Annotated in this window: 12 protein-coding genes and 1 tRNA gene; 4 read left to right on the top strand and 9 right to left on the bottom strand. The window is 48.2% G+C overall.

Annotated features, from left to right (window positions below):
• Positions 1 to 58: 58 nt before the first annotated feature.
• The 5 genes from dnaK to GRF55_RS01505 all read right to left on the bottom strand — a co-directional run bounded on the left by dnaK (position 59) and on the right by GRF55_RS01505 (position 8,039).
• On the bottom strand, positions 59 to 1,966 hold the full coding sequence (dnaK, locus tag GRF55_RS01525; protein WP_220368810.1) for a molecular chaperone DnaK: 1,908 nt from the start codon (positions 1,964 to 1,966) through the stop codon (positions 59 to 61).
• A 1,275-nt stretch (positions 1,967 to 3,241) separates the two neighbouring features.
• The gene (gene recA, locus GRF55_RS01520) at positions 3,242 to 4,261 is read right to left on the bottom strand and encodes a recombinase RecA (protein ID WP_220368809.1); all 1,020 of its coding nucleotides are present in this window, start codon (positions 4,259 to 4,261) and stop codon (positions 3,242 to 3,244) included.
• A gap of 275 nt (positions 4,262 to 4,536) precedes the next feature.
• Positions 4,537 to 5,778 carry a saccharopine dehydrogenase family protein gene (locus GRF55_RS01515; RefSeq protein ID WP_220368808.1) on the bottom strand — a complete coding sequence of 414 codons (1,242 nt, stop codon included), beginning with the start codon at positions 5,776 to 5,778 and terminating at the stop codon, positions 4,537 to 4,539.
• A 50-nt stretch (positions 5,779 to 5,828) separates the two neighbouring features.
• Entirely contained in the window at positions 5,829 to 6,494 is a 666-nt protein-coding gene (locus GRF55_RS01510; RefSeq protein ID WP_255563812.1) for an FKBP-type peptidyl-prolyl cis-trans isomerase, read from the bottom strand.
• A 6-nt stretch (positions 6,495 to 6,500) separates the two neighbouring features.
• On the bottom strand, positions 6,501 to 8,039 hold the full coding sequence (locus GRF55_RS01505; RefSeq protein ID WP_220368807.1) for a glycine--tRNA ligase: 1,539 nt from the start codon (positions 8,037 to 8,039) through the stop codon (positions 6,501 to 6,503).
• A 729-nt stretch (positions 8,040 to 8,768) separates the two neighbouring features.
• Here GRF55_RS01505 and GRF55_RS01500 point away from each other — a divergent pair.
• Genes GRF55_RS01500 through GRF55_RS01490 form a run of 3 tightly spaced genes read left to right on the top strand, consistent with a single transcriptional unit; the run spans position 8,769 to position 12,627 of the window.
• Positions 8,769 to 10,991, top strand: coding sequence for an alpha-N-acetylglucosaminidase (locus tag GRF55_RS01500; protein ID WP_220368806.1), 2,223 nt, complete (start codon positions 8,769 to 8,771; stop codon positions 10,989 to 10,991).
• Positions 10,992 to 10,995: 4 nt separating this feature from the next.
• Positions 10,996 to 11,763, top strand: a complete 768-nt coding sequence (locus GRF55_RS01495; protein WP_220368805.1) for a 5'-nucleotidase C-terminal domain-containing protein — start codon at positions 10,996 to 10,998, stop codon at positions 11,761 to 11,763.
• A gap of 21 nt (positions 11,764 to 11,784) precedes the next feature.
• Positions 11,785 to 12,627, top strand: coding sequence for a bifunctional UDP-sugar hydrolase/5'-nucleotidase (locus tag GRF55_RS01490; RefSeq protein ID WP_220368804.1), 843 nt, complete (start codon positions 11,785 to 11,787; stop codon positions 12,625 to 12,627).
• A gap of 39 nt (positions 12,628 to 12,666) precedes the next feature.
• On the opposite strand, the gene GRF55_RS01485 is transcribed toward GRF55_RS01490, so the two are convergent.
• From GRF55_RS01485 to GRF55_RS01470, 4 genes are all read right to left on the bottom strand, one after another.
• Positions 12,667 to 13,668, bottom strand: a complete 1,002-nt coding sequence (locus GRF55_RS01485; RefSeq protein WP_220368803.1) for a DNA cytosine methyltransferase — start codon at positions 13,666 to 13,668, stop codon at positions 12,667 to 12,669.
• The gene (locus GRF55_RS01480) at positions 13,659 to 14,612 is read right to left on the bottom strand and encodes a HaeIII family restriction endonuclease (RefSeq protein WP_220368802.1); all 954 of its coding nucleotides are present in this window, start codon (positions 14,610 to 14,612) and stop codon (positions 13,659 to 13,661) included. Before GRF55_RS01480 ends, GRF55_RS01485 begins: the two co-directional genes overlap by 10 nt.
• Positions 14,609 to 15,601, bottom strand: a complete 993-nt coding sequence (locus GRF55_RS01475; RefSeq protein WP_220369581.1) for a DNA cytosine methyltransferase — start codon at positions 15,599 to 15,601, stop codon at positions 14,609 to 14,611. Before GRF55_RS01475 ends, GRF55_RS01480 begins: the two co-directional genes overlap by 4 nt.
• A 190-nt stretch (positions 15,602 to 15,791) precedes the next feature.
• A tRNA-Val gene (locus GRF55_RS01470) sits at positions 15,792 to 15,866 on the bottom strand.
• Between the two features lie 204 nt (positions 15,867 to 16,070).
• Between GRF55_RS01470 and trpS the strand changes: the two genes are divergently transcribed.
• Positions 16,071 to 17,057 carry a tryptophan--tRNA ligase gene (gene trpS / locus GRF55_RS01465; protein WP_220368801.1) on the top strand — a complete coding sequence of 329 codons (987 nt, stop codon included), beginning with the start codon at positions 16,071 to 16,073 and terminating at the stop codon, positions 17,055 to 17,057.
• Positions 17,058 to 17,573: the final 516 nt, after the last annotated feature.

Genomic DNA, 17,573 nt, shown 5'->3' with positions numbered 1-17,573 from the left:
GCAACTTATTGAGTTACACGGATTTCTTTGTGATTTATTTATGGATGTTTAACTTCCATCAATGGACCTCCTCGAAGTCGGCGTCCTGGATGTTTTCATCCTGTTTAGGCTGCTCCTGCTGAGTCTGCTGACCGGCGTTCATGTCGGGACCGGGCTGGGCACCGGCTTGCTGGTACATCTGCTGGCTGGCTGCCTGCATCACCTGGTTGAGGTTGTTGATGGCGTTGTCGATGGCTGCGATGTCGCCGCTCTTGTGGGCGTCTCTCAGGGCTTGGAGTGCGCTCTCGATGGCAGGTTTCTGGTCGGCAGGAATCTTGTCGCCGTTCTCGTTGAGGAAGTTCTCGGTGGTGAAGATCATCGAGTCTGCCTGATTGAGTTTGTCGATGCGCTCACGCTCTTTCTTGTCGTTCTCGGCGTTCTGTTCTGCCTCTGCCTTCATGCGGTTGATTTCTTCTTCGCTCAATCCGCTTGATGCCTCGATGCGGATGCTCTGCTCCTTGCCTGTTGCCTTGTCTTTGGCACTGACGTTGAGGATACCGTTGGCATCGATGTCGAAGGTCACTTCAATCTGCGGAACGCCACGACGTGCCGGTGCGATGCCTGTGAGGTTGAACTGTCCGATGGACTTGTTCTGTGCTGCCATCGGGCGCTCGCCTTGCAGCACGTGCACGGTCACTTCCGTCTGGTTGTCGGCTGCCGTAGAGAATGTTTCGCTCTTCTTGCACGGGATGGTCGTATTGGCGTCGATCAGTTTGGTCATCACGCCGCCGAGTGTCTCGATACCCAGTGTCAGCGGTGTCACGTCGAGCAGCACGATGTCGCCCACGCCGCCTTCCTTATTCAGGATAGCTCCCTGGATAGAAGCGCCTACGGCTACCACTTCGTCGGGGTTAACGCCCTTTGAAGGCTCTTTTCCGAAGTAGTTCTTCACGAGTGTCTGCACAGCGGGAATACGGCTTGAGCCTCCTACGAGGATGACTTCGTCGATATCGCTTGTGTTGAGTTTTGCGTCGCGGATAGCGTTCTGGCATGGCACAAGACAAGCCTGGATGAGGTCGTGTGCCAGTTGTTCAAACTGTGCACGTGTCAGTGTCTTCACCAAGTGTCTTGGCACGCCACCTTCTGCCGAGATATAGGGCAGGTTGATTTCCGTAGAGGTTGTTGACGACAGCTCGATTTTTGCTTTCTCTGCTGCCTCCTTGAGTCGCTGCATAGCCATCGGGTCTTTCGAGAGGTCGATGCCCTCGTCGCTCTTGAATCCACTCACGAGCCAGTCGATGATGACCTGGTCGAAGTCGTCGCCGCCGAGGTGTGTGTCGCCGTTGGTTGAAAGCACTTCGAACACACCGCCGCCGAACTCCAGGATAGAGATATCGAACGTACCGCCACCGAGGTCGAACACGGCTATCTTCATGTCTTTGTTGGCTTTGTCAACGCCGTATGCCAGCGCTGCGGCTGTCGGCTCGTTCACGATACGCTGCACGTTGAGACCGGCAATCTGTCCTGCCTCCTTGGTTGCCTGGCGCTGCGAGTCGCTGAAGTATGCCGGCACGGTGATGACAGCGTCGGTCACCTCTTGTCCGAGATAGTCCTCAGCCGTCTTTTTCATCTTCTGAAGCACCATGGCAGAGATTTCCTGCGGTGTATATTTCCGTCCGTCGATGTCAACGCGCGGATAGCCTCCCTCGTTCACCACCTTGAACGGCACGCGCTCTGCTTCTTTGCGCGCCTGCTCGTAGGTCTCTCCCATGAAGCGCTTGATTGAATAAACGGTGTTTGTCGGGTTGGTGATTGCCTGACGCTTTGCAGGGTCTCCCACCTTTCGCTCACCATCTTTCACGAATCCCACCACCGAAGGGGTGGTGCGTTTGCCTTCGCTGTTAGCGATTACTACCGGCTCGTTGCCCTCGAATACGGCAACGCAGCTGTTGGTTGTTCCTAAGTCGATTCCAATAATCTTTCCCATAATTCTATTATTTTTTTATGTTATTAAATTCGTTATTGAGTGACATCTCTGTCCGACAAGACTACAACAAACCACGTGCCAACGACAGAAATCAGCGACATCGGGCTGAAAAAACTGACAAGTTGTCACTTTTCCCGTCCAACGGTCTGCCGTTTTCGGCAATAATTCCACGAAAACGCTGCCGACAGCCACCTCCCGACTGAACGTTTTACAAGCGTTAAAAACATTAACATTCCGCCTTCTTTTTAACTTAAAAATTTTCGGTTTTAAGGCAGAAAGTTTTACAATCTGTGCGCAAAAATCACGGAACTGAAAAATCAAAGTTTTGCATATAGATGTCGGTTTTATGTAAATCCACCGCAAAACTTGCATAAATAGCCGCTTGATATTCCAAATGGCGTTTGAAAAGTTCCACTTTTGCATGCTAAAAGTTAAGGTTTTGCAGGGTGAAAGTTCAACTTTTGGAAGCTCAAAGTTCAACTTTCGCAAAGCATCGGAAAAGCCCCAAAATGTAAAAACCTGTGTTTCAGCGGGTTGGAAAATCGCGAAAATTTGCGCATTTTCGCCCGCCAGATGAGTTCTTCCCAAAAACACGGAAAAATAAGCGCTAAACTGCGAAAAACGGAAGGGCGAGATAGTGTCATATATGCAACTAACTTGAATTAAGAATTATGAATTAAAAATTAAGAATTATGATTAGGGATTGTTTAGCTTTTGAATTAAGAATTATGAATTAAAAATTAAGAATTATGATTAGGGATTATTTAGCTTTTGAATTAAGAATGATGACAGGAGGTTGTTTTGTCACCCCACCCCTGCCCCTCCCCTCGGCGATGGGAGGGGAGTGAAGTTAGTGGTTTTCTCCCGTCAGGCGCTCCCCTCCCTTCTCAGGGGAGGGGCTGGGGTGGGGTGCTCCTTTGAATTAAGAATTGAGAATTAAGAATTGAGAATTAAGAATTATGATTAGTGGTTTCTCCTCCCGTCAGGCGTTCCCTCCCCATTTGGGGGAGGGTTAGGGAGGGGCTCCCCTTCCGTTCGGGTGAATTTGAAATCCTGATAACAGATGGTTGTGGATTCTTGAGACCACTTCGTGGAACAAGCGAACAAGTCGAATTCAAATCCACAACAACAAAAAAAGCCTCCTCCGATTGGAGGAGACTTGGAAGAGGGTTTCATTCCCTCCCCATTATTCATCCTATCCCTTTATTCATCCCTCCCTTTGGTAGGGGAAGGGGCAGACTTAGGGGAAGGAGTGGGTTGGGTCAGGGAGTGCTGTTATTGCTGTTTATCAGAAATCACCTGCATGATTTTCTGTTCGATTTCTTCGCAAAGCTCGGGATTGTCGTGCAGGAGCGCTTTCGTGGCATCGCGTCCCTGAGCCAGTTTGCTTTCCCCGTAGGAGAACCAACTGCCCGACTTCTGGATGATGCCGTATTCCACACCGAGGTCCACCAGTTCGCCAACCTTCGAGATGCCTTCGCCGAACGTGATTTCGAACTCCGCTTTCCGGAACGGCGGTGCCACCTTGTTCTTCACCACCTTCACGCGCACCTGGTTGCCGATAATCTGATCGCCGTCTTTGATGCCAGTCACCTTGCGGATGTCGAGTCGGACGCTGGCATAGAACTTCAGCGCGTTGCCACCCGTCGTGGTCTCCGGATTTCCGAACATCACGCCGATTTTCTCACGCAACTGGTTGATGAAGATACATGTCGTATTGGTCTTGCTGATGGTGCTGGTCAGTTTTCTGAGTGCCTGGCTCATCAGTCGTGCTTGCAGACCGACATTGCTGTCGCCCATATCGCCTTCGATTTCCTTTTTCGGAGTGAGGGCTGCCACGGAGTCAACCACCAGGATATCGACTGCGCTTGAACGGATGAGCTGATCGGCTATCTCGAGCGCCTGCTCACCGTTGTCAGGCTGCGAAATCCACAGGTTGTCGATATCAACGCCCAACTTGGCTGCATAGAACCGGTCGAACGCATGCTCGGCATCGATGAAGGCAGCGATGCCTCCAGCCTTCTGTGCCTCGGCAATGGCATGAATGGCGAGCGTCGTCTTACCAGAACTTTCCGGTCCGTAAATCTCAATGATTCTTCCGCGCGGGTAGCCCCCCACGCCGAGTGCAGCATTCAGTCCGATACTGCCGGTAGGAATCACCTCTACGTTTTCTATCTGCTCGTCGCCCATGCGCATGATGGAGCCTTTACCGAAGTCTTTCTCTATCTTCGACATGGCAGCCTGCAAGGCTTTCAGTTTTCCCTCATTCACGGGATTGTTGTTGTCTTTTGTCATAAATATTTCTCTTTTTTTTAGTTTATCTTCTGCAAAGATACAATAAATATTGGTGGCAACAAAAGAAAACCATCCAAACATTTTTTCCATTTTAAAATTTATTCGTAGTTTTACGGAATAGAAACACATAAGGAACTGGGCGACGAGAGTCGCAGGAAGGCGAGACCCTCGACAAGGTAATCTATAAGTAGGCACCGCCTCTCTCTTTCTGAGAAAAATAAAAAGCAGCACAAGGAAAACCTTTGTGCTGCTTTTCTATGATGCGTATCTGACGACTACAACTCCAGGTCGCCATCGTGAATCTCGTGCCAAGGCAATCCCTGCTTGTTGAGCTGCTCCAGGAATGGATCGGGATCGAACTCCTCTACGTTGAACACGCCGGGCTTCTTCCACAGTCCTTTGCAGAACATCATGGCGCCAATCATCGCGGGAACGCCGGTGGTGTAAGAAACACCCTGCATGCCCGTCTCGTTGTATGCGTCCTGATGTTTGCAGTTATTATATATATAATAGGTGTGTTCTTTTCCGTCGTTACCGATACCGCGAATGCGGCAACCGATAGAGGTCTGCCCTTCGTAGTTTTCTCCGAGGTCCTGCGGATTGGGCAGCACAGCTTTGAGGAACTGCAACGGGACGATTTTCACCTTCACCGTCTTTCCCGAGCCGTCAGCCAGCGGAGCCTCATATTCTATCTCGTCGATGCGGCTCATGCCGATGTTCTGAATCACTTCGAGGTGTTTCAGGTACTGCTGACCGAATGTCATCCAGAAACGTGCGCGCTTGATGGTAGGATAATTGATGACCAGCGACTCTATCTCCTCGTGGTGCAGCAGATAACTGTCGCGCGGACCAATCTCCGGATAGGTCAGGTCCTTATGGATTTCGAGCGGCTCGGTCTCCACCCACTGTCCGTTCTCCCAGTAGAGTCCCTTCTGGGTAATCTCGCGGATGTTGATTTCCGGGTTGAAGTTGGTGGCGAACGCTTTGTGGTGGTCACCGGCGTTGCAATCAACGATATCCAGATACTGAATTTCCTTGAAGTGGTGCTTGGCTGCGTATGCCGTGAAGATGCTCGTCACGCCCGGGTCGAAGCCACAGCCGAGGATGGCGGTCAGCCCTGCCTTCTCGAAGCGCTCACGGTAAGCCCATTGCCAGCTGTACTCGAAATGCGCCTCGTCCTTCGGCTCATAGTTGGCTGTGTCAAGATAACTGCATCCGCATGCCAGACAAGCGTCCATGATAGTCAGGTCCTGATAGGGCAGCGCAAGATTGACGACCAGCTCCGGCTTGTAGTCGTTGAATAATGACTTCAACTGCTCCACATCGTCTGCATCAACCTGCGCCGTCTGTATATTCATTTTGTAACCCTTTGCATGGATAGCCTCCACAATCTGGTCGCATTTCTCTTTCCGCCGGCTGGCTATCATAAAGTCGGTGAACACATCCGCATTTTGCGCGATTTTGAAAGCTGCTACCGTGGCAACGCCTCCGGCACCAATCATCAGCACTTTGCTCATATCTTTTCTTTTATTTCGGTTAGTATTCTGTTGTTTTCCGCTATGTCATCCTATTTCCATGCGGGAACGGGCGTTCCCGGCTTGTAGATGGCTCGCAGGGTGATGTCGAACACGAGGGTCGAATAGGCGGGAATTGACGTGTTATTCTCGCCCCTATAGCCCAGTTCCTGTGGTATATACACCATCCATCGGTCGCCGACGTGCATTTTCTGCAGCGCCGTGGCGAATCCGTCCACCACAGCGTTGACGGCAAACTTAGCAGGCATATTGGTGATGAGGTCGTATTCGCCCGACCATGACTGGTCGAACACCTCGCCTTCAGTATTCGTCGCGGTGGGAATCAAGCGCCCCTGGTAATCCACGCGCACAGTGTCCGTAGTCAGCGGCACATTCGTTCCACTACCCTCTTCGATGACATGCACGACGATATAGTCGCTGGGAATTCCCTGTGAACTTTGGTCTTTTGCGTATGACTTGATGACCTTCCACTGCGTGTCGCCACTGCTAATACGCTGGCGAGCAGAAGAATACAGTTCGTTGAAATAGTTTGCATTGGTTTCCTTCCAGCTCGGGGTGTCTTCCTCGTCGTCGCTACATGCCTGAAGTGCAAGTGCGACGAGAAGAACCAGACAACATCTCCCTCCCCACCTGACCATTTCCTTAAAAGAAACAGCGCAAGCGGATTGAACGATGGCAGACAATTTGATTTCTTTCATGGTTTATCAAAGTTGTTTGAGTAGATTTGTAATACTTGTTTTCTCTTGTATAATCTCCTGCAGCTGAGCAATGGGCACACGTGTCTGTTCCATCGTGTCGCGATTGCGCAGCGTCACACTCTCGTCTTTGAGCGTGTCGTAATCGACCGTGATGCAGTAGGGCGTTCCGATGGCATCCTGACGGCGATAGCGCTTGCCTATCGTGTCTTTCTCATCATACTGGCAGTTGACTTGGAAGCGCAGCTGACTGATAATCTCCCGTGCCTTTTCCGGCAGCCCGTCTTTCTTGACAAGCGGCAGCACTGCCAGCTTGACGGGTGCGAGGGCTGGAGGCAACTGCAGCAGGACGCGGGTCTCGCCATTTTCCAACTGCTCCTCACGATAGGCATGGCAGATAATCGAGAGGAACATCCGGTCAACGCCGATTGATGTCTCAATGACGTAGGGAACATAGCTTTCGTTGGTCTGCGGGTCGAAATATTTAATAGACTTGCCCGAGAATTTCTCGTGTTGCGAGAGGTCGAAATTGGTCCGTGAATGGATTCCCTCCACCTCTTTAAAGCCAAACGGCATACGGAACTCTATGTCGGCTGCTGCGTTGGCATAATGCGCCAGTTTCTCGTGGTCGTGGAAACGGTAGTTTTCCGCTCCGAATCCGAGCGCTTGGTGCCACTTCATGCGCGTTTCCTTCCAATGGGCGAACCATTCCAATTCCGTTCCCGGCTGCACGAAAAACTGCATTTCCATCTGCTCAAACTCACGCATACGGAAGATAAACTGCCGCGCGACGATTTCGTTACGGAAGGCTTTTCCTATCTGGGCGATACCGAAAGGCAGTTTCATGCGCCCCGTCTTCTGCACATTCAGATAGTTGACGAATATGCCCTGAGCAGTCTCCGGGCGGAGATAAATCTTGCTTGCAGCCTCTGCCGCTGCCCCGATTTCCGTTGAGAACATCAGGTTGAACTGCCTCACGTCCGTCCAGTTCTTCGTACCGCTGATAGGATCCACGATACCCTCGTCGAGGATAATCTGCTTGAGTTCCTGCAAGTCCGGCTGCTGCATAGCCTGTGCAAAACGCTCATGCAGCGCATCTTGCTTCTGCTTATATTCCAACACGCGCGGATTCGTCTGACGGAACATCGCTTCGTCGAACTGGTCACCAAAACGCTTGCGAGCCTTGTCCACCTCTTTTTGCATCTTCTCGTCATACTTGGCGAGCTGCTCCTCGATGAGCACGTCGGCACGATAGCGCTTCTTTGAATCGCGGTTGTCAATCAGCGGATCGTTGAAGGCATCCACATGCCCGCTCGCCTTCCAAATGGTGGGGTGCATGAAGATGGCAGAATCGATGCCCACAATATTCTCATTGAGCAACACCATTGATTTCCACCAATATTCCTTGATATTATTTTTCAGTTCCACACCGTTCTGACCATAGTCATACACTGCTGCCAAACCATCATAAATATCGCTGCTCGGGAAGACAAATCCGTATTCCTTGCAGTGACTTACTATCTTCTTAAAATTGTCTTCTTGTGCCATAAGTAGTTCTATAAAAATCGAATTTGCGAGCAAAGATAATGAAAATTTCGATTAAATGAGTAAAAAGGAATATTTTTCCTTTTTCGAATGTGAGAAATTTCTTAAAAAACCGAGCGCAGAACAAAATAAATTCATTTATGCTGAGACAACTCTCATCCCGCTCTGACGACTGAACGCACCGCCACCCGCCCTCTCCCTGCACCTTCTTTGCCAACACTCAGGGAAATGGCAACGACGGAGCAATGCGCATTTCATGAGAATTCCAGTCCCGGAAGCGTCCATCCCGTCACTCGGAAGTGGCACGGAGGTAAGTGCGGCGCAGCCCCTTTGTTAATCGGGTGTTGAACTTTCATTGACCAAACTCGTACGAAGTTGTTGAGCAAACTCGTACGAGATTGGTATGGAACTTCGTACGAGATTGGTGACCAAAGTCGTACGAGATTGGTATAGAAACTCGTACGAGTTTGGTCAACGAAAGTTCAATAGTCGAAGAACGAAGAGGCAACAGTCGGGGAATGAAGGGGTAACGGTCGAGGAACGAGGGGGCTGCACGGGGAGAATGGAGGGGGCTCGCGGGAATGGGAAAGTCTTGATTTGAAAGAAAGGAAAAGTTTTGTTTGGGTGTTTCGTTTTTTTTTCGTAGTTTTGTACGACAGAAGATTTTCGGCGGCGGTTTTCGGATTTCAGTCGCCACCGATGGGAAGAAGAACTAACACATTATATATTATTATGAACCAAACTATTCGAAAATCATTGCTCGCATCGCTGCTCCTGCTGAGCGCGTGCAGCATCTTTGCCGACGACGTGACGGCATTCAAGAACCTTGTTGGGCGCATTCTGCCCGCATATTCAGCACAGATAGAAGGTAAAAAACTTGCCCCGCAGGGGAAGAACGGCGACTTCTTCACGCTCTCGACGGAAAACGGCAAGCTCATCGTCGGCGGCAATTCTGCCAACAGTATGGCTGTCGGTCTGAACTATTACTTGAAATACTATTGCAACACGACCGTCTCGTGGTATGTGGAAGACAAGTTCGAGATGCCTGCCACGCTGCCTGTCATCGACAAGCCGCTCACAATCCGTGCACGGGTGAAGGAGCGTTTCTTCCTGAACTACTGCACTTTCGGCTACACGATGCCGTGGTGGAACTGGAAGGAATGGGAACATTTCATCGACTGGATGGCGCTCAACGGCATCAACCTGCCGCTCGCCATCACGGGTCAGGAGAGCATTTGGTATAAGGTGTGGACACAGTTGGGACTGAGCGACGAGACGGTGCGCAACTATTTCACGGGTCCGGCACACCTGCCTTGGCACCGGATGATCAACATCGATTACTGGATGGGCAACCTGCCGATGTCGTGGCTGAACGACCAGGAGGCGCTGCAGAAGAAGATTGTGGCGCGCGAACGGGAACTGAACATGCGCCCCGTGCTGCCCGCTTTCTCGGGACACGTGCCCAAGGAAATCAAGACGGTCTATCCCGATGCGAAGATTACGCGCGTCGAACCGTGGGCAGGATTCAGCCCGGAATACTCACCCAGTTTCCTCGACCCGATGGACCCGCTCTTCAAGAAGGTGCAGAAGATGTTCATCGACATGCAGAAAAAGACCTACGGAACAGACCATATCTACGGCATCGACCTGTTCAACGAAATTGCTCCGCCGAGCTATGACCCGCCCTACCTGAAGCGTGTGGGCAGGCAGGTGTACGAAACACTGCGCGCTGCTGACAAAGACGCGGTGTGGCTGCAGATGACCTGGCTCTTCTGGAACGAACGGAAATACTGGACGAACGACCGCATCAAGGCATACATCACCTCCTACCCCGCCAAGCAACAGCTGCTGCTCGACTACTACTGCGAGCGGAAGGAAATCTGGCAACAGACCGACAGATACTACGGCGTGCCCTACATCTGGTGCTACCTCGGCAACTTCGGCGGCAACACGATGCTCGCCGGCAACATCGGAGAAATCAATAAACGCATCGAAAACACGTTCATCAACGGAGGAAAGAACTTCCGCGGTATCGGCTCCACACTCGAGGGATTCGACTGCAACCCGTTCATGTATGAGTTTGTCTTTGAAAAAGCATGGGACATCGCTACGCACAAAGACATCAACAAATGGGCGGAACACATCGCCGACGAGCACGTAGGCTTTGCCGACGAGAATGCACGGACGGCATGGAAAATGCTTTTCAACAAGATTTACATCGAACAAGACAAGCCGGGACAAAGCCCAGCCATCAACATACGGCCGGCACTCGGCAAGTTCCGCACCTACTACTCCAACTGGCGCATACCCTACAAAAACAGCGAACTGCTCGAAGCAACCGAACTGATGCTCAAAGTGAACAGCACCCGACAGGCATTCAGCTTCGACTGCGTCAACCTGACACGACAACTGCTCAGCAACTATTTCATGGACGTCTATAAAGAATGGCAGAAAGACGTGGAAGCAGCCGACTTCGCTGCCATGAAAGAGAGAGAGGAATTGCTCACCGGACTCATCAGCGACGTGGACCGCCTCATCAGTACGCAACGGGCATTCCTCTTGGGAAAATGGATTGCCGACGCACGGGAGAAAGGTGTTGGAGAACAAGAAAAACGCTATTTCGAACAAAACGCACGCAACATCCTCACCACATGGGGAGAGAAAGCCAAACTGCTGAACGACTACGCCAACCGCACATGGGGAGGACTGACACGCTCGTTCTACGCAGAACGCTGGCGCATGTTCTTCAACGCAGTCAACCGCGCCGTACTGGCTGGAGAGAAATTCGATGAAGACCATCAGAAAGCATACGAGAAAGACGTTACCGAATTTGAATACCGCTGGTGGAAAGACTGCATCGGCAAATTCGAGACCGAGCCTGTCGGCGACGGTATCGCCATCGCACGCGAACTGTTGGAGAGATACCGCAACCGAATCATTCAAATAAACAATTAAAGACATGAAGAAAACATATCTTATTTGTGCACTGCTGTCCGTACTGGTGTGGGGCAGCGCTTGCCGCTCGCCCTATCATCTGCAGCACATCGAACGGACGCGAATCTTGATAGACAAGACCTACGACGCACAGCCCGACATGGCAGCAAAGGCATGGATACACCCCTACCAAGCACAGGTGGACAGCATGATGAACCCCGTCGTGGGACGCGTAGGATGCTATCTGGAAGCCGACAGACCGGAAAGTCCGCTCTCGAACTTGCTCACCGACATCCTGATGTGGGCTGGAAAGGACTATCAAGAAAAGCCCGACTTCGCCGTGTATAACATCGGAGGTATGCGCGCAGCATTGGCAGAGGGAGATGTCACCATCGGCGACGTGCTGGAAGTGGCACCCTTCGACAACAAAATCTGTTTCGTCAATCTGACGGGAACGAAAGTGAAAGAACTATTCTCGCAAATCGCCATGCAGAGAGGAGAAGGCGTGAGCCACGGCGTGGAACTGGAAATCACGAAGGACGGACAACTGAAAAGCGCTCGACTGAATGGCAAGGAAATCGATGATGCCGCAACCTACCGCATCGCAACAATCGACTACGTGGCGCAAGGAAACGACAAGATGACTGCCTTCAAGAGCTCAACCGACATCAACCAACCAGAAGGAGAGGAAAACAACGTGCGGTTCGTCATCATGGACTATCTCAGGGAGATGGCAAAACAAGGCATCACGGTTACGGCAAAAAAAGAAGGACGCATCATCGTCAAAGAATAACAAAACCAATAGCAAGAAACCATGAGAAGATACATATTCAGCATCATCTGCCTGCTCGTGACAGCTGCAGCCACAGCACAGAACAAGCAACTGCTTATCCTGCACACCAACGACACACACAGCTGCATCAATCCACTCAACGAAAACCTGGCAGACAAGAAACTCGCAGGACGAGGAGGATTCCTCCGCCGCCTGGCAATGATTAAACAAGAACGTGAGAAGCAGCCCGACCTGCTCCTGTTCGACAGTGGAGACTTCTCGCAAGGCTCACCTTTCTACACGCTCTACAAAGGGGACGTGGAGATAGAACTCATGAACCGGATGGGCTACGACGCCTCGACCATCGGCAACCATGAGTTCGATTTCGGACTGGACAACATGGCACGCATCTTCCGAAAAGCCAAATTCCCGATTCTCTGCTCCAACTACGACTTCACGGGAACCGTCGTCGAAGGGACAGTCAAGCGACACACCATCATCAAACGCAACGGAATCAAAATCGGCGTGTTCGCACTCGACCCGGAAATGGACGGTCTCGTGGCAGGCGACAAATGTGCAGGAGTGAAATATCTTGACCTAGTAGAAGTAGCAAACGAGATGGCTACATTCCTGAAGAAAAAGAAGAAATGCGACCTCGTCATCTGCATCTCCCACCTCGGATGGGACAGCCCAGGCATGAACGACCAAATCATGATTGCCGGCTCACGCAACATCGACCTCGTGCTGGGCGGACACAGCCACACCTATATGGAAACACTCCGCTACGCCAAAGACCTCGACGGCAAAGACATTCCCGTTGACCAAAACGGTAAACACGGCATCTGGGTCGGTCGCATGGTACTCGATATGGCGAAGGGGAAATGAAAAGAATAGGTGTATAGTCTCTGATTATAGGCTATACACCTAAACATTTTTTGCGTATTCTGCAATAAAAAAATCTTTTATAGACAAAGCTAAAGAATGTGCCAATCGAGGAGGCACAGCATTTCCCACCATTTTGTATCCATCTCTGATATCGCTATATATGAAATAAAACCAATCAGGGAATGTCTGAATTCTTGCGCACTCACGAACACTCAGACGTCTATATTGGCTTTCATGACCAGCGACAAAACATCTTTTATTCTCTGTTATGTATTGCATCTTTGGTGCCTGCGGATGCAATGGTTCATTTTTTGCTTGCGCTTGTATCGTATACGAAACTTCATCCCAAGACCTCACACGATTTCTTGCCATGAATTTTTCATCAAATTCGCCCACATAGTAATCGTGATTTGAGATGATTTCCTCTTTTTGAACAACATTTTCCAAACAGTAAGGTCGAGGTGCTGATTGTAAATCCCCAATAGCCTGACGCAAAACTATTCGCTTATGTCGCCTGACTTTTGGGAAAAAGTATTCACGACTAATATCTTTGCGTATCCCTATGACAAATACCCTAAGACGATCTTGCGGTATGCGGAAGTCGGCAGCATTTAACAACTCATATTTTACCTTGTATCCTGCATCTCGGAATAACTGCAGGAAACTTTGAAAGGCATTAATATGTCTAGGTGAAATCATTCCTGCCACATTTTCCATAATGAAGAATTTTGGTCGTTTTGCTTTTACAATGCGAATATAATCATATACCAATTGTCCACGTTCATCATTTAGTCCGAGGCTTTTTCCGCCAAGACTCCATGACTGGCAAGGAGGTCCACCGATTATCCCGTCACAATCCGGAATACTATCTTCATGTAATATGCGGATATCAGATGTATTCAAAATTGTTTGCGGATGATTGCGACGATAGGTTTCATGAATCGTTTTATCATATTCATTTGCCCATATTACATTGAATCCTGCTCTTCTAAATCCGAGATCCAACCCACCGCACCCAGCAAACAAAGAGACTACTTCCATTTACAATCAATAGTTATTATCGTTGCAGGCATTCCTATGATTTGTATGTCAAATTTAAGGCTGTTTTCCACCTTTGTCGAAGCATTATGAATTCTGAAACTAAACTGCCATCCATTGTCTAAATACAATTCCAAAGTGTTATTACTATCTGGTTTGAAGTCAAAGTATACTATACGAGTTGGCAAAAGCGTCCTTTCTATCTTGATACTTGCTTTTACTTTCTTGGCATCACTATTTAGCGTTCCATGTAAGTTGAAAGCATTTATCTGAGTGACCTTTGCTCTGTCAATACTTATTATTTTGTAAAAGTCATACTCTCCCAATAAATACTCGACCATTTTCATGGGGATATCTCTATACTGCAGATATGACTCCTTGATTTCCATCATAAAGGCTTTCAATAACGGTATGTAGACATCGCCTGCCTTATCAGGCAATTCTGACCATTTTCTACCTAATTTTTTTTCTTGCTTTAAATAATCAAAGATTGGGGTGACTACACTCCAATAGTTTTGCGAACAAGGATATCCATACCATTTAGAGCCAAAATCAATGCTTGAAGATAATCGGCTGTGTTTTACAGCAAAATGATTATGCTTCATACTTAGCCCTATCTCCCATTGAATGCCACTTCTTATTATCAGTATATCTCTAACGTCGCCATTTTCACCTTCAACATCCTTTTGTATCAGTAAGCTAACTATGTCATTGTCATTTTCAAGTATTAGTGGCTCCAACTCGAAAATGGTAGGAACAAATGATTTTGCACTTGTCAGTAACAAGTTCTTCATAATGTCACTCATACCCTCCCATGAAGATTTTGCTGCTGCCAGACTACTATTTTCTACAATTTTGGCAGGACGTATAGAACTGATTTGTTCGAACAACTCTATCAGAGTTATATACTCATACGCTCTACCTTGATCATTGCTGCGATTACTCATGACTGCAAATATGATTTGATTTGTTTAGCTATTTCGTATGCCAGATTTACAGGAACTGCATTCCCAATCATCTTATAGGCATCGTTTGTATTATGATATATAAACTTAAAGTCGTCTGGGAAACCTTGTACCCTTGCTACTTCCCTTATCGTCATTCTACGATACAGTCTCTCTTTTCCTGCTACAAATCTGCAATCATTTTTGTCAATCTTTACCATCTTTGGTGCTTGCGGATGCAATTGACATTGACGACCTGATGCCTGAACAGTAAACGCCTGCTCATCCCATGATTTTACACGATTGCGACTCATAAAGATAGGAGAATATGCCCCTGTGAAATATTCGTTATTGTTAATGGCATCAGGATTGTGAGTATTCCTTTCACCTGCAGGTACTGCTGTAAACTGTAGGTCCCAAATAATATCACGTAAAGTTATTTTCTTATTATCATCCTTAGTGGAGCCTTCGGGAAATTTAAAGTTTACCTTTAAATCCTTTCTGAAACCTATATAAAAGACTCTTTTTCTTTCTTGAGCCACCCCATAGTCTTTTGCATTTACCAAGGTTAGCGTAACGTCATATCCACAATCATCAAACAAAGAAAGAATGTTTTTTACCGCCAAAGAGTGTCTATTCGCAAGCATTCCACTGACATTTTCCGCCAAGAAAAATTTGGGTTGTGTTTTTCTTAGAATTCTAATGTAATCATAGAACAACTGCCCTCGCTGGTCTTCTATACCACGAAGTGCACCTGCCTCACTCCAAGACTGACATGGTGGACCACCAATTATGCCATCAATACCTTGTGGGAAATTATCTTCTGAAATCTTACGAATATCACCTTCTATTAATTCTGTTTTGGGATGATTGATTCTAAATGTTTCATATATGGTAGGGTCATATTCATTAGCAACAAGAATATTGAATCCTGCTTTCTCAAAGCCAAGATCAAGACCTCCACAACCAGAAAAAAGACTTATTACCTTTATCATCTTATTCCTATCATTTAATATAAGATTCTTTACATTTAAAAACCATAAACATCACAAATCCAAGACAGATATAGATGCAAAGGTACAAAAAGTTTAAAAAAGGAGAAAAAGAACAGGAAATTTATTTCTATTTTCCGAGAATAAAAACAAAAATCCTGCAACCTTTTGGGCTGCAGGATTGTCTTTGTGGGCGCTGAGGGAGTCGAACCCCCGACCCTCTGCTTGTAAGGCAGATGCTCTAAACCAACTGAGCTAAGCGCCCTTCGTTCATTCACGAAAGCGGTTGCAAAGATATGACTTTATTCTGAAACCACCAAATTTTTTTGATGTTTTTTCTCTCTTTTCGCAAAAAAACAATCAAAACAGCAAATGAATTAGCTCAAAATAAGGCAAAATAAGAGCATGTTTCCTCGTTTATCAATTATTTTCATTACCTTTGCAGCACATAAATAAAATCACAGAAGATATGGAAAAAGTTGTTAGTGGCATTCGTCCGACCGGGAATCTGCATCTCGGGAACTATTTCGGGGCAGTAAAGAGTTTTGTCAAAATGCAAGAGGAATATGATTGCATGTTTTTCATCGCTGACTGGCACTCGCTGACAACCCGACCGAAGCCTGAAGACATACAGCAAAGTGCACGCATCATTCTTGCCGAATATCTTGCCTGCGGCATCGACCCGCAGAAAGCTCCGATATACGTACAAAGCGACGTGAAAGAAACACTCGAGCTGTATCTGTTCTTAAATATGAACACATATATCGGCGAACTGGGACGCGTGACGACCTTTAAGGAAAAGGCTCGCCAGCAACCGGACAATGTGAATGCCGGACTTTTTACCTACCCCACCCTGATGGCTGCCGACATTCTGCAGCACCGCGCCAAGAAAGTGCCTGTGGGAAAAGACCAAGAACAGAACATGGAAATGGCACGCAAGTGTGCACGGCGCTTCAACCACATCTACGGCGTGGAGTTCTTCCCCGAACCCCAGAACTTCTATTTCAGCGAGAAAGCGGTGAAAGTTCCCGGACTTGACGGCAGCGGAAAAATGGGTAAGAGCGAAGGCAACTGCATCTATCTGCATGACGATGATAAAACGATTTCGAAGAAAGTGATGCGGGCAGTCACTGACATGGGACCGCAAACGCCGAACAGTCCGCGCCCCGAAGTGATTGAAAACCTGTTCACGTTCCTGCGCATCTGCTCTACGGAAGAGACGTTCAAATTCTTCGACGAGAAATGGAACGACTGCACCTTGCGCTACGGAGACCTGAAAAAACAGATAGCTGAGGACATCTGCAAGACGGTGGCTCCCATCCGCGAACGAATCACGGAATACACTTCAAACACCGATCTGTTGGACCGCATAGCACGCGAGGGAGCAGAGCGGGCACGGGAAAGTGCACTGGCTACGCTGAGAGAAGTCAGAAAGATTATCGGTTTCAGAAGTTAGATTCCACAAACAACATCTCTAAAGAAAACGCCCAAGCGATGGAATAAAGATTCCGTCGCTTTTTTTACGCCTTCATTTCAGCACTACGAAAAACGGGAATTCAATAAAAATGACACAAAAAAACACCCTGCATAAACATACCGAAAAGGACGTATAAATATGCAGTTGAACTTTCACTTTCCAAAAGTTGAACTTTTGCACGCTAAAAGTTGAACTTTCATCGCCTAAAAGTGCCACTTTTGCAAGCCAAAAGTTCAACTTTTGGAAAGCAGTATTTAACACCCAGAAAATCAACAGTTTACAAAACGAACCCCAACCACATCGCCCTCGTATAAATATACAGAAGCAGCAAGCTGCTCAACGAGTGGAATGAGGGGAACGGCATGAGGGATGTCGTCGGATTCATGCGATGCTTATACCGGACTCATGTGATTATTATACCGGACTCACGCTTAAAAAGCGCCAACAAAAAAGCGCCTCCCGGAAGGGAAGCGCTTTTGATTGGTATGATAACAG

This window comes from Prevotella sp. Rep29 (assembly GCF_019551475.1).
In the GTDB taxonomy this organism is placed as follows: Bacteria; Bacteroidota; Bacteroidia; order Bacteroidales; family Bacteroidaceae; genus Prevotella.
Note: the sequence above shows the minus strand (reverse complement) of the source record. Positions and strands in the feature narration are given on the sequence as shown.